Below are 12,315 nucleotides of genomic sequence, written 5' to 3' on the forward strand. Positions count from 1 at the left end.
ACTCAGACAATGGAAAAATTTCAGAAATATTGCCTCAGTGTTTTATTGGTGATAATTTGCAGCAATATTTCGGCACAGATAAGCAATGGTGCTACGGAAGCTGATGATTGCGGATTCTATGAAATTTATAACCAATTTTTAAATCATGAATGTGAAGCTTCACAGAAGTTCTGCATAAAAGAAAAATCTGGGCATAATTTTGCGATCCATTATAAACGGAATGCTGCTGAAGTTTTTGGCAGATTTTTTACTGAAAATCAGCAGAGTCAGTTTTATAAAAATAAAGCAGAAGCTAATTTTTCTGAAAAAGAAAAACATAACAGGCTTCTGAAGAACTTTGAAAAAAACAGTAAAGAAAATCTCTTTACTGAAATCCTATATTTTAAAGCTAAAGTTACAAAGGTTAGAAATAAAGATGATTTGAATGTGATTGGTTAAAATTTAATCCATTTTAAACTAATTCAAGATCTACGGCTGTAGATCAAATTTAAATCAACAATCTAAAATTTACTTATGAGTAACGAGTTACAAAATATAAAAAACCGTTTCGGGATCATCGGAAACTTCCCGGCTTTAAACCGCGCTTTGGAAAAAGCCATTCAGGTTGCACCAACCGATATTTCAGTCCTTGTGATTGGAGAAAGTGGGGTAGGAAAAGAATTTATTCCTAAAATTATTCACTCAGAATCAAAAAGAAAACATCAGCCTTATATTGTTGTGAACTGTGGGGCGATTCCGGAAGGAACCATTGACTCTGAATTATTCGGTCACGAAAAAGGAGCTTTTACAGGGGCAACAGCAACAAGAAAAGGATATTTTGAAGTTGCGGATGGAGGAACGATTTTTCTTGATGAGGTAGGAGAATTGCCATTACAGACGCAGGTTCGTTTGCTGAGAGTCTTAGAAAGCGGTGAATTCATGAAAGTGGGTTCTTCACAGGTTCAGAAAACGAATGTAAGAATCGTGGCAGCTACCAATGTGAATATGATGAAGGCGATTCAGGACGGAAGATTCCGTGAAGACTTATATTACCGTCTGAATACTGTACAGATTGATATGCCTGCTTTGAGAGAAAGAAAAGGAGATATCCATTTGCTGTTCAGAAAGTTTGCAATAGATTTTGCAGAAAAATACAGAATGCCGGAACTGGAGCTGGAGCCGAGTGCTGTTCATTATATTGAAAACTATACATTTCCGGGGAATGTCCGACAGTTGAGAAATTTGGTCGAACAAATGACGGTGGTAGAAAGAAACAGACATATTACGGTCGAGAAACTGGCAGAATATATTCCTATGGATGCTCACTTGCCAATGGTTGTCAATCAGCCGAATACACAAAAACAAAGTGATTTCAGCAGCGAAAGAGAAATTATGTACAAAATTCTCTTTGATATGCGAAATGATATAAATGATTTAAAATCCTTAACTTCGGAATTAATAAAGAACCGCGGAGCTGCAGATCTGAGCAATCATGAGAAAAATTTGATCAACAGAATTTATACTCCTGAAACTCAGCAGAATGTAGCGCCGAACTCTTTGCTGTATTTTGAAAATCAGAACAATAACAATCAGCATATTCAAAATCCTACCATTATCTCGAATCCGGATGATAATTTTGAAGATTTTGAGGATATAGAAATTGAGGAAAATAAACCGGAATCCTTATCACTTCAGAATAATGAAAAGGACCTGATTGTAAAGGCATTGGAGAAGCATAACGGACGCAGAAACAAAGCTGCGGATGAACTGGGAATTTCGCAGAGAACTTTATATAGAAAAATAAAACAATATAATCTAGAAGACTAACATCAAACATAAGAAATGAATATAAATTTAATGCCTAAACCAGTCAATTTTAAGTTCGGAGAATATATTAATAAAGGAATTGATCTTTTAAAGAAAGATTTTGGAAATGTTTTTGTGGGGTTTTTAATGTGCTTTATCATGTCAATTATCCCTTTCTGCGGACTTCTGGCAGCGGGAAATTTATATAAATATCTTCAAAAGCTAAATAGGAATCAGCCGACAAGTCCTGGAGAAATATTTGATTTTAAAGACTTTATGCCCTATTTTATTTTACAGTTAATTATTATTGCGGGTGTCATTGCTTTGTATATCCCAATAATGATTTTAGGTGTTTTAGGAGGATTGATGTCGAATGAGAATGGTGAGCCAAGTGCAGGAGTAATGATTTTTATGTTTCCTTATATGTTTTTAATGATTATAGCATTATATTATTTCTTGTTGAGAGGGTTTTATATGATTCCATTAATCAGCTTTAAAGGAATTACGGATATAAAAACAGTTTGGAATATTTCAACAGCAATGACTAAAGGTAATTTGTGGTCAATTCTACTTTTTGCAATTGTTGTGGGTATTTTATCCCAAATTGGCATCCTGGCTTGTGGTATTGGTATTTTTATTACCATTCCGTTTATGTATGCTGCTAATTATTTTGCCTATGAAGATGCTATCCAACAAATCGAGCATGATGAAATTACAGAAATCGGATCTAAAAATGAGTTTTAAAATTAAAAATATCAAAATAAACCAGCCAAAAATCTTTTGGCTTTTATTGCTTTGTTTGAATGTGTTACATTCCTGCTACGGCTTTTCGGGTTCATCCCTTAAAGATGAAAAAACAATACAGATTAATGAATTCCCAAACAATGCAGCATTGGTGAATCCGGCTCTGTCACAGCAGTTTTCTACAGACATTCAAAACAGGTTTTTACAAAGAACTACGCTTAAAGGAACAAAACAAAATCCTGATATTTTGGTGGAAGGGGAAATTACAGATTATTCCATCACTCCTACTACGATTAGCTCAACTACTTCTAACACAAGTGCAGGGGTTATTCAGGACTCACAGAATAAACTGACAATTACCGTGAAAGTCCATTATGAAAATAAGGTGCATCCTGAGCTGAGCTTTGACAGGACGTATACAGATGAAGCGACTTTCAACAGTAATTTATCGCAAAGTGATATAGAAGCATCTCAGGTAAAAATTGTCAACGAGAGAATTATTAATAAAATATTTAACGATATTGTAGCAAACTGGTAAGATGAATCCTAGAGTTTTAGAGCTATTAAAAAATCCGAAAAACATTCAGCCGGAAGATGTACATCTTTTGAGAGGGGAGATTGATGCTTTTCCTTATATTCAAAATATCAGAGCATTGCATCTGTATGGAGTGCACTTGTATGAAAAAGAGAATTATCAAAGAGAACTTTCCACTACGGCTGCATATACTACAGATAAAAAGATTCTTTACCAGCTTATCAATGGTAAGATCCAACAAAAGCCTAAACCCAAGATTCAAGAGCAAATTGTTCAGGAAGATAAAACAGACCAGGAACCTAAAACTGCTCCTAAACAGCAATTCTACCAGAATAGTAGTTTTCCTTTAAGAAGAGAAAATGAAACAACTAATGGTGCTTCATGTGATTTTCAGTCGGCCGGACAAGTGGCTACTTACGTTTATGTAAACGGAGAAAGAAACCGGATTTTATTTGAAGGGGAAGAAGATTTCCTTACAGACGAAAATACTCATACAATTACCCTGACTCCGGATTCATTGAACATATCAAACAATGAGTTTTTTGAAGAGATTGAAGAAGCAGAGCCGGAAACAATTGTTGAGGAAAAAGAAATTGAATCAGAGCCAGTAAAAGAAGAAATTCTGGAAGAGCAGGAAGTAAGCTTCCATGAAATAGAAACTTTACAGCCGGATATTCAGATCGAATCTAATGAAGAATTGGAAGAGGTTGCTGCGGAAATGGAAGTGAAAGAAGAGGATAAAGCAACAGAAAAGGCTGATTTTACTCCTGAGAAGATCATTGATGAAGATCAGATTTCAACAGAAAAAGAAAATATTCAGGATAAAGAAGAGCTGAGCTTCCACGGAATGGAATCTTTCCTGCCGGAAGTAAAAATTCAGACAAGTAATTCTAAAGAAGTGATTACAGAAATTTCTCAACCCAATCTCACCAAGCATGAAGAAGAAATGCGCCGTCTGATAGAAGAAGTTGAGAAAAAAATGAAAGAGAAGGCAGCTTCTGAAAAAATAAAAGAAGAAGAACCTGAAAATATTGGTCATGAAATAAGCTTTGCAGAAACTCAAAGTTTTGAAATAGTGGCTCCTCAAGCTAAAGAAGAATTAAAGGAGGGAAATAGTATTGAAGAACTTGAGCCTGAGGTTGTTGAGGAAGAATCGGAAAAAGGAAATGTAGAGGAAAAACCGACGGGAGAAGAGCCGGTGGAAGTAAAATCTGCATGGAAACCAATGTCTATCGAATCGAATCTTCCGGATTCTTTACTTAGCAAACCGCTGGAAATTACAAGCCCAAAGATAGAGATGCCTCAGGAAGAAATACCACGAGAGGAAGAGATATTACCTAAAGTAGAAGAAGCTTCTGAAGTCGTTAATGATATTCCTGAGCAAAAAGAGGAGCCTTTAGAAGAGCTTAAAACAGAACAGGAAACTTCGCAAGTGCCGGAAGAAAATAAAGAAGATGTTCCGGTGATGAATGTTTCTTTCTTTAGCTCGAACTGGACGATTGCCCAACCCGAAAAGGAAGTTCAGAATACAGAAGAAAAAGAAGACGTTAAGGAAGAAAAGAGAGAAGAAGCTTTACCTGAAGCTCCAAAGAAAAATCTTCTGGACAGTAACGTTCCAGGATTTATTAATACGTGGCAAAGCTGGCTGAAGATTGACAGAACGGAAGAAGCTGAAAAAGAAAAAACGGAAATAAAAGCTAAAGCGATAGAAAGCTTTATAGAAAACAATCCGAAAATCAGTCAGTTAAAAGAAGAAAGTACTTATGTAGTGAAAGAAAAAAATGACGATATTTCTCACTTAATGACCGAAACGCTGGCAACGCTATATTTCGAGCAAAAGCTATATACAAAAGCGATAAAAGCATTTGAAATATTGATTAAAAAGAACCCGGAAAAAGAAGAATATTTTAAAGATAAAATTCAGGAAATTAAAGATTTCCGTAGTAAAAACTAAAATTATTGTATGCATTTACTTGTAATCACACCGTACGAAATACTATTGTTCGCTGTCGCCGTTATTGTGCTGTATATTGTGGCAATTTCGACCCTCTTTAAAAATAAGGCAGGTATTTTACCTTATCTCGCACTTATTTTATTTCCGGTCTTTGGTCCTCTAGGGATTGTTTTTGGAGATTATATGAAGAAAATAAAATAAAAAATGGCGGCTGAAAATTCATTTTCAGCCGCCATTTTTTATCATTGAAATCAAATTTTTCAGTCTGAACTGGCATTTTGGTTTCTTCTTAGTTTTTTCCAGGCTTTTCTTCCTACGGAAAGTGCAAGGAAAATAAAAATTATAGCAAGTATACCTGCAAAAATAGGAGCTGCCATGGCTAAAACAGACATAAGCCCTGCTCCTGCAGTCTCAGTGGTTCCCACCACAGGATTTCCTAATCCTCCGGTTGTTGCCGTAGAAGCCGCCCGAATTCCTGCAAATCCGGTGCTGATGGTTGCTGCCGTTCCTCCACCGGCAATTAAAGCCAAAGCCCATTGTGGAAAGGTGCCTAAATCGGTAAACTGACTTGCAAATAAGATAGATCCTGCTATGGTAGCCATAGGAATAGAAATGGTATCTAAAAGATGATCTAAAAAAGGAATATAATACGCAAGAATTTCAAAAACAGTTGCTACACCGGTTGTAATAAGAGTAGGAAGACCTGCAAGCCATTCAAAGCTTTCACTCATAGGAATCCAGTGGAGGTATGAGGCTAAGCTTACAGCAAAAAGCGGAAGAAAAACCCTGAATCCGGTGGCTGCAGCCAAACCGATACCAATAAATGCACTCAGGATATAAGGAAGGTAAGGAATATTATCTAACATTTTATTTTTCAGATTAATAGTTCCTTTTAAAGGTACAAAAAATAGATAAATATTTATTGCCTTTTTTGAGATGCACAAAGTTTTATAAACTGTTCCTCTACGTCCTGAAATTTTGCAGGAATTTCAGAAGAAACCCAAAACAGCATGGCAAAAGTTTTATCACCGAAAGCTTCTTTAAATATATCTTTATTTAAACGATAAGCTTCCCTTAAAAGTCTCTTCACTCGGTTTCTGTGAACAGCCTTTTTGAAATATCTTTTAGAAACCGAAACCCCGAATTTAGCCTGATCAATAGGAATGGTCGGTTTTTCCTTTAGAACAATAATTCTCAGATTTCCACATGTTTTCCATTTACCTTTCTCGAAAAGTAAAGCGATTTCAGTCTCTTTTTTGAGCTTTTCGGCTTTGGAATATTTGAAGTTTGTCATTTACGGACTGTAAATATAGTGGAATTTTTATTTAAAAGCCTCGACTTCGCTCAGTGTAGCAATCCAAAGATAGTATTAGGAATGTCATGCTGAGCGAAGTCGAAGCATCTTTAAATATTTTAGTGAAAGTCTAATCTTTCTTTACAAGATAATTAATCACTTCGGCGGCAGCATATAATCCAAAAATAGCAGGAATAAAGCTTATGGTTCCATAAAAAGAACGTTTAAAGTTGGTTCCGTCAGTCATTTTCAGGCTGTCATCTTTTTGAAGCTCATCAGAGAAAACGCATTTAAATCCTTTATTGATTTTATCTTTTCTCAATCTTTTTCTTACCTGTTTTGCCAGATAACAGTTTTGGGTTTTGCTGATATCCTTTACCATGACTTTGCTTGGGTCGGTCTTTCCTCCGGCTCCCATAGAGCTTACAATTTTTATTTTTCTCTTTTTGGCAGCTTTTATCAGGCAAAGTTTTGGAGTTACGCTGTCGATACAGTCAAGAACATAGTTGAAATGTCCTTCATCAAGAACCTGATCCATTCTTTCAGGGTTCAGAAATTCGTTAATTTTTATGAGATTGAGATTAGGGTTGATATCCAAAAGCCTTTCCGCAACAACTTCTACTTTATGTTTTCCTACTGTAGAATGCAATGCCGGAAGTTGTCTGTTGATATTGGTGATGTCTACGGTATCTCCGTCTACAATCGTCATGTTTCCTACTCCGGCTCTGGCGAGAAATTCCGCTGCAAAAGAACCTACACCTCCCAATCCGACAACTAAAATATTCGCTTTGTTAAGCTTTTTCAATCCTTCTTCTTTAATGAGAAGTTCTGTTCTTTCCAACCAGTATTTATCCATGTGTTATATGCTCTAAATTTTCTAAAATCTGTTCATTCAGTACTTCTAAAGAAATCCCTTTTATATCCGCTACTGTTCTATATAATGTTGCTATATCAAAATCTTCGTTATCGGTTTCCAGAAAGATTCTGTTTAAAGGGGTAATTTTCAAAGTATTCTGCAAAGATAAATTATACAAAACGGCTTTTCCAAAACTCAGGTAAAAATTATTTTTAAGAAGATCCTGGGCAATGTTTTCTTTTTTGTTGAATCCGTGAATAATCATCGCCTGATTCGCCTTTTTTCTGAAAGAAATTACTTCATAAAATTTTCGGACACAATGAATGATGAGAGGCTTTTTCACTTCGTTGGAAATTTCAATCTGTTTTAAAAAAACATCTTCCTGTATTTTCTGGTCAATAGGAACCAAAGAGTCTAAACCACATTCTCCGACAGCAAAACAGTTTTCTGTAATATTATCTTTCAACCAGTGAAACTGTTCTGTGATCTTATCGTGTTGAATATCTTTAGGATGAATTCCAATAGAATATAAAGAATCTGGAATCTTATCGGAGAGGCCCATATTATAAATTCCAAAGGGTATATTTTTCTTATGATGATGAAAATCAAAGTAATTCATGATCAAAAATACGATTTTTAAGACTTGGATCAACAATCCTAAACAAACGTTTATAAATATGTTAAAAATTTCCTAACTTTACTCAAACTCAATCCTCATGAGAAAAAAGTTTACCGAAAAGCAGATTCATATTTTAGATATAGCAGAAGAACTGATCGCAAAAAAAGGATATGAAGGGACCTCCGTAAGAGACATTTCTTCTAAAGCGAATATCAATGTAGCGATGATTTCATACTATTTTGGGTCTAAGGAAAAAATGATGTCTTACCTCTATCAATACAGGGTTTTAAAAACAAGAGAGAACTTTTCAGAATTTGCGGATACGATTAAAGACGGTAAACCCGAAATGCAGATGAAGGAGATGATTAAGTTTATCGTAACCCAGCTTTTTAAATACAATTATTTTCATGGTTTCGTAACTCAGGAGCTTAGACATACCGATAATTTAAAAGATGAACTGTTGGATTTCTACCAGCTTTTTGTAAAAAAAATAGATGAAGTTATAAAGAAAGGAGTGGCTTCCGGAGTATTTACCTTTACTCCTAAACCTGAAGATATTTTAACCACTATTATCGGGTCTACATTATTCGTGATCAGAAACAGGAATTTTTATGAACTGTATGTTCCTCATAAAAATGATGAGACCTATGCAAAAGAAGCCGAGAAAAAAATAAGAATGAATCTCCTATTAAGTGTTTTTGCAATTTTAGGATACGCTGCAGACTAAAATTACGTTAAATAATCATAAAAAAAAATCTTTTGGCAAAAAAGTTATATTTTTGCAAATTAGTAAATCTGCTAAAATCCGAAAACTGTTGAATTTTTTATATGAAAAAATATATTTTAGGTCTTTTTGCACTATCTGTTGTTGTATCATGTGTGAGCCAGCAGGAAAGAGCTATGAGAAGTGCTGATAAAAACTACATTTTAAAGGCGGCAAACGAAAATTTTGCAAAGAAGAAGTGGAAAAATGCTTTAGCTCTTTATGATAGACTTACCAATCTGGTAGCAGGTACGGATGATTTTCCTAATGTTGGTTTCAATACGGCTTATGCAAACTATTATGATAAAAACTATAAGCTTGCAGGGCACCAGTTTAAAAATTTTGCAGTAAGTTTTCCTAAAGATCCTAGAGCGGAAGAAGCGGCCTATATGTCTGCTTTGTGTTATTATGAAGGATCTATGGATTATAATTTGGATCAGTCTAGTACAGAACTGGCCATTAATGAACTTCAGGATTTCTTAAATAACTATCCTAATTCTGAAAGATCTAAAAATATCAATACTCTTATTGAAGAACTTTCATATAAATTGGAATTTAAAGCCTACGAAAACGCAAGACAGTATTTTAAAATGGGAGATTATAAATCTGCCAATATTGCGTTGGAGAATGTTTTGGAGGATTTTCCAAGTACAAAACTTCGTCCGAAAATTTATGATTTTATCATGAAATCCCGTTACGAGTTAGCTGCTAGATCTGTTTACGATCTGAAAGAGGAACGTATTGAAAGTGCACTTTCTTTTACAAAACAGGTAGAAAAAGAACTTCCTAATACGGAATATGCAAAAACAGCTTTAGATCTTAGACAAAAACTGGAAAAAGATAAGAAAGACTTTGCTGTTGTAAAGAAAAATACAGAAGCGAGAATAGCTACTCTTACCGAAAGACAAAAGAAGGAAGCTGCTAAGCTTGCAGATAAGGCAAAAACCGAGCAGCAACTGAAAGATCAGGTTTCTGCTGAGAAAAAAGCAATACAGATCCAAAGGGATAGTGCGGCGCTTCAAACACCTCCGCCTGCAGCCACTTTCAAAATTCAAAGATAATTTGTAAATTTGCCATCTTAAAATAAAATAAATTTCTCAAAATGAGCGTAAAAGATACAAAAGCAGAAGTAAATACGATTACTTACGATAAAGATAAGATTGAAGAAAAAGTAGGTTCAATCTATGAAGCTATTGTTATCATGGGAAAAAGAGCAGAGCAAATCAATGCAGAAATTCGTACAGAATTGCACAACAAACTGGATGAATTTGCTGTTCACAACTCTACATTGGAAGAAGTTTTTGAAAACAGAGAGCAGATTGAAATCTCTAAACACTATGAAAAACTTCCAAAACCAACTTCTATTGCAATTGAAGAATGGTTAAATGATGATGTATACTTCAGAAAAACAGAAGATAGAAAATAATCCTCTGTCTTTTAAATATACAAAGGTCATAGAGAAATTCGTTTCTTTATGACCTTTGCTATTTTATATAATGGCCGTTATGGGAAAAATAAGTAAATTAGTGATTCAAAAAAATAAAACTCAATGAGTGTTTCCGGCAAAAAGATATTGATCGCCGTTTCTGGAGGAATTGCAGCTTACAAAATTCATTTCTTGATAAGAGATTTTGTGAAAAAAGGAGCGGAAGTTCAGGTCATCATGACTCCCGATGCAGAAAATTTCGTTACAAAACTGAGCCTGTCTACCTTATCAAAGAAACCTGTTTACACAGATTTTTATGGAGATAACGGAACCTGGAATAGCCATGTAGAATTGGCATTGTGGGCAGATGTAATAATTGTTGCTCCCTGTACCTCCAATACATTGTCGAAAATGGTTCACGGAACCTGCGATAATTTGCTGATTGCAACTTATATGTCGGCAAAATGTCCTGTATTTATTGCCCCTGCAATGGATTTGGATATGTATCAACATCCTTCTACCAGAAAAAATCTCGAATTGGCGGAAAGTTATGGTCATTATATTATTCCTGCTGAAAGCGGTGAATTAGCGAGTGGCTTGATCGGACAGGGAAGGATGGCAGAACCTGAAACCATCGTAAAAAATATTGAAGAATTTTTTCATTCAGATCAAAATAAATCCCTGGAAGGAAAAACGGTTCTTATCACTGCAGGGCCTACCTATGAAGCAATCGATCCCGTTCGCTTTATCGGAAACCATTCTTCAGGAAAGATGGGATTTTCTCTGGCGGAAGAAGCGGCAAAAAGAGGAGCAAAAGTGATTTTGATTTCCGGACCGAGCGCTGAAAAAACAACTATTCATAATATCGAAACCCATAGAGTAACATCCGCAAAAGAAATGTTTGAAAAAGTGTTTCAGTTCTATGAAAACGTAGATATTGCAATTGCAAGTGCGGCTGTAGCGGACTATGCACCGAAAGAAGTAGCAAAAGAAAAAATTAAGAAAAATGATGATAACTTAACCATAGAACTTATTAAGAATCCTGATATTCTTAAGACTATGGGAGAGAGAAAAAATCGTCAGTTTCTGGTTGGATTTGCCTTGGAAACCCAAAATGAAGAAGAAAATGCCAAAGGAAAATTAGAAAAGAAGAACCTGGATATGATTGTCCTGAATTCTTTGAGAGATGAAGGTGCCGGTTTTAAAAATGATACCAATAAAATAAAAATCTTTACGAAAACCGAGAAAACGGAGTTTGATCTGAAATCTAAAGATGAAGTGGCCAAAGATATTTTCGACTTTATTGAAAATCAGCTATTAAAATAATTTTTATAAATTTCCGTTCTCAATTTTTATATAAACAATGAAAAGAATTTTAAGCATATTTTTTATATTTTTCCTATTTAACTTTAGCTTTTCCCAGGAACTGCTTTCTACGGTTCAGATCAATGCTCAGCAGATGGGGGGGAGTAATCAGCAGGTGTATAAAACGCTGGAGAAAAGTCTTAGGGATTTTATCAACAACACGAGCTGGACAGGGAAAAAATTACAAAACTTTGAAAAAATTAAATCAAATTTTGCGATTATTATCAGCGAGAAAGACGGAAATAACTACAAAGGGAGTATCGTTGTGCAGGCTGTTCGCCCTGTATTCAACACCAACTACGAATCTCCATTGCTTAATATTCAGGATACGAAATTCGGATTCGAATATGTGGAAAATGAAAATCTGATTTTTAATGAGCGACAATTTTCAGGCAAAAACTTGATTGATGTGATCAGCTTTTATGTGTATTTGATTTTGGGATATGATGCGGATAGCTTTCAGGCAATGGGAGGAACGCAGTGGTTTACAAAAGCACAGCAGATTGCCCAGAACTCTCAGAACAGAAATTATGAAGGTTGGGCTCAATTGGGAACAGAAGGCCCAAGAACGAGAGGGAATCTGATCAGTACCTTGCTGAATTCAAATACTAATCAGCTGAGAAATACTTTCTATACTTACCACAGAATCGGGTTGGACGGGCTTTACAATCAGGATCAGACTCCTTCCAAAAAGGCTATTTTCGACGGCTTGATGCAGTTAAAAGTATATGAAAATAATTTTCAGCAGAACTATGCTTTCAATCTTTTTATTGAAGCAAAGAGTGATGAGATTTTCAATATTTTCAATTCCGGAAATAACGGAGGAATCATATTGGGAGATTTAAAACAGCTTATGATTATTTTTGCTCCGAAACATACTGACTCCAAGTGGAATAAATGGAAGTAGGAAAATCTATTCTTAAATCTTAATTGGAAATTTTATATTTGCAGGAACAATCGTTATCTGCTATTGA

At 35.1% G+C, this 12,315-nt stretch carries 15 protein-coding genes; 11 read left to right on the forward strand and 4 right to left on the reverse strand.

The window, feature by feature from the left end:
* The first annotated feature begins 9 nt into the window (after positions 1-9).
* From CLV73_RS15060 to CLV73_RS15085, 6 genes are all read left to right on the forward strand, one after another.
* Positions 10-438 carry a hypothetical protein gene (locus tag CLV73_RS15060; RefSeq protein ID WP_100377680.1) on the forward strand — a complete coding sequence of 143 codons (429 nt, stop codon included), beginning with the start codon at positions 10-12 and terminating at the stop codon, positions 436-438.
* Positions 439-513: 75 nt separating this feature from the next.
* Complete coding sequence (locus CLV73_RS15065) at positions 514-1,806, forward strand: sigma-54 interaction domain-containing protein (protein ID WP_100377681.1); 1,293 nt, start codon at positions 514-516, stop codon at positions 1,804-1,806.
* Positions 1,807-1,821: 15 nt separating this feature from the next.
* Entirely contained in the window at positions 1,822-2,529 is a 708-nt protein-coding gene (locus CLV73_RS15070) for a hypothetical protein (protein WP_100377682.1), read from the forward strand.
* Positions 2,519-3,067 carry an LPS assembly lipoprotein LptE gene (gene lptE / locus CLV73_RS15075; protein WP_100377888.1) on the forward strand — a complete coding sequence of 183 codons (549 nt, stop codon included), beginning with the start codon at positions 2,519-2,521 and terminating at the stop codon, positions 3,065-3,067. The genes CLV73_RS15070 and lptE overlap by 11 nt, the downstream gene beginning before the upstream one ends.
* Before the next feature lies 1 nt (position 3,068).
* The gene (locus CLV73_RS15080) at positions 3,069-5,018 is read left to right on the forward strand and encodes a hypothetical protein (protein ID WP_100377683.1); all 1,950 of its coding nucleotides are present in this window, start codon (positions 3,069-3,071) and stop codon (positions 5,016-5,018) included.
* 9 nt (positions 5,019-5,027) lie between these two features.
* Entirely contained in the window at positions 5,028-5,219 is a 192-nt protein-coding gene (locus CLV73_RS15085; RefSeq protein ID WP_100377684.1) for a hypothetical protein, read from the forward strand.
* Between the two features lie 59 nt (positions 5,220-5,278).
* Here the strand turns inward: CLV73_RS15085 and CLV73_RS15090 are convergent, their stop codons facing one another.
* The 4 genes from CLV73_RS15090 to CLV73_RS15105 all read right to left on the reverse strand — a co-directional run bounded on the left by CLV73_RS15090 (position 5,279) and on the right by CLV73_RS15105 (position 7,787).
* Positions 5,279-5,884, reverse strand: coding sequence for a DUF4126 domain-containing protein (locus tag CLV73_RS15090; protein ID WP_100377685.1), 606 nt, complete (start codon positions 5,882-5,884; stop codon positions 5,279-5,281).
* A 53-nt stretch (positions 5,885-5,937) separates the two neighbouring features.
* The gene (gene rnpA, locus CLV73_RS15095; protein WP_100377686.1) at positions 5,938-6,312 is read right to left on the reverse strand and encodes a ribonuclease P protein component; all 375 of its coding nucleotides are present in this window, start codon (positions 6,310-6,312) and stop codon (positions 5,938-5,940) included.
* A 130-nt stretch (positions 6,313-6,442) separates the two neighbouring features.
* Positions 6,443-7,168, reverse strand: a complete 726-nt coding sequence (locus tag CLV73_RS15100; protein WP_100377687.1) for a tRNA threonylcarbamoyladenosine dehydratase — start codon at positions 7,166-7,168, stop codon at positions 6,443-6,445.
* Entirely contained in the window at positions 7,161-7,787 is a 627-nt protein-coding gene (locus tag CLV73_RS15105) for a TatD family hydrolase (protein ID WP_100377688.1), read from the reverse strand. The genes CLV73_RS15100 and CLV73_RS15105 overlap by 8 nt, the downstream gene beginning before the upstream one ends.
* A 97-nt stretch (positions 7,788-7,884) precedes the next feature.
* Between CLV73_RS15105 and CLV73_RS15110 the strand changes: the two genes are divergently transcribed.
* The 5 genes from CLV73_RS15110 (at position 7,885) to porD (ending at position 12,248) form a co-directional block, all read left to right on the forward strand.
* Positions 7,885-8,514, forward strand: a complete 630-nt coding sequence (locus tag CLV73_RS15110; RefSeq protein WP_100377689.1) for a TetR/AcrR family transcriptional regulator — start codon at positions 7,885-7,887, stop codon at positions 8,512-8,514.
* 101 nt (positions 8,515-8,615) lie between these two features.
* Complete coding sequence (locus tag CLV73_RS15115) at positions 8,616-9,611, forward strand: outer membrane protein assembly factor BamD (RefSeq protein ID WP_100377690.1); 996 nt, start codon at positions 8,616-8,618, stop codon at positions 9,609-9,611.
* A gap of 41 nt (positions 9,612-9,652) precedes the next feature.
* Entirely contained in the window at positions 9,653-9,976 is a 324-nt protein-coding gene (locus tag CLV73_RS15120) for a DNA-directed RNA polymerase subunit omega (RefSeq protein ID WP_100377691.1), read from the forward strand.
* A 123-nt stretch (positions 9,977-10,099) separates the two neighbouring features.
* Positions 10,100-11,302: a bifunctional phosphopantothenoylcysteine decarboxylase/phosphopantothenate--cysteine ligase CoaBC gene (gene coaBC, locus CLV73_RS15125; RefSeq protein ID WP_100377692.1), complete on the forward strand. Its 1,203-nt coding sequence runs from the start codon at positions 10,100-10,102 to the stop codon at positions 11,300-11,302.
* A 37-nt stretch (positions 11,303-11,339) separates the two neighbouring features.
* A complete protein-coding gene (porD, locus tag CLV73_RS15130) occupies positions 11,340-12,248 on the forward strand; it encodes a type IX secretion system protein PorD (RefSeq protein ID WP_100377693.1) in 909 nt (302 codons plus the stop codon).
* Positions 12,249-12,315: the final 67 nt, after the last annotated feature.

Origin of the sequence: Chryseobacterium geocarposphaerae (assembly GCF_002797535.1) — a bacterium.
Taxonomy (GTDB): Bacteria; Bacteroidota; Bacteroidia; order Flavobacteriales; family Weeksellaceae; genus Chryseobacterium; species Chryseobacterium geocarposphaerae.

Excerpts from the sequence above, each read along its gene's own strand:
- CLV73_RS15060 (WP_100377680.1), top strand. The coding sequence starts at position 10 with ATGGAAAAATTTCAGAAATATTGCCTCAGTGTTTTATTGGTGATAATT.
- CLV73_RS15065 (WP_100377681.1), top strand. The coding sequence starts at position 514 with ATGAGTAACGAGTTACAAAATATAAAAAACCGTTTCGGGATCATCGGA.
- CLV73_RS15070 (WP_100377682.1), top strand. The coding sequence starts at position 1,822 with ATGAATATAAATTTAATGCCTAAACCAGTCAATTTTAAGTTCGGAGAA.
- lptE (WP_100377888.1), top strand. The coding sequence starts at position 2,519 with ATGAGTTTTAAAATTAAAAATATCAAAATAAACCAGCCAAAAATCTTT.
- CLV73_RS15080 (WP_100377683.1), top strand. The coding sequence starts at position 3,069 with ATGAATCCTAGAGTTTTAGAGCTATTAAAAAATCCGAAAAACATTCAG.
- CLV73_RS15085 (WP_100377684.1), top strand. The coding sequence starts at position 5,028 with ATGCATTTACTTGTAATCACACCGTACGAAATACTATTGTTCGCTGTC.
- CLV73_RS15090 (WP_100377685.1), bottom strand. The coding sequence starts at position 5,884 with ATGTTAGATAATATTCCTTACCTTCCTTATATCCTGAGTGCATTTATT.
- rnpA (WP_100377686.1), bottom strand. The coding sequence starts at position 6,312 with ATGACAAACTTCAAATATTCCAAAGCCGAAAAGCTCAAAAAAGAGACT.
- CLV73_RS15100 (WP_100377687.1), bottom strand. The coding sequence starts at position 7,168 with ATGGATAAATACTGGTTGGAAAGAACAGAACTTCTCATTAAAGAAGAA.
- CLV73_RS15105 (WP_100377688.1), bottom strand. The coding sequence starts at position 7,787 with ATGAATTACTTTGATTTTCATCATCATAAGAAAAATATACCCTTTGGA.
- CLV73_RS15110 (WP_100377689.1), top strand. The coding sequence starts at position 7,885 with ATGAGAAAAAAGTTTACCGAAAAGCAGATTCATATTTTAGATATAGCA.
- CLV73_RS15115 (WP_100377690.1), top strand. The coding sequence starts at position 8,616 with ATGAAAAAATATATTTTAGGTCTTTTTGCACTATCTGTTGTTGTATCA.
- CLV73_RS15120 (WP_100377691.1), top strand. The coding sequence starts at position 9,653 with ATGAGCGTAAAAGATACAAAAGCAGAAGTAAATACGATTACTTACGAT.
- coaBC (WP_100377692.1), top strand. The coding sequence starts at position 10,100 with ATGAGTGTTTCCGGCAAAAAGATATTGATCGCCGTTTCTGGAGGAATT.
- porD (WP_100377693.1), top strand. The coding sequence starts at position 11,340 with ATGAAAAGAATTTTAAGCATATTTTTTATATTTTTCCTATTTAACTTT.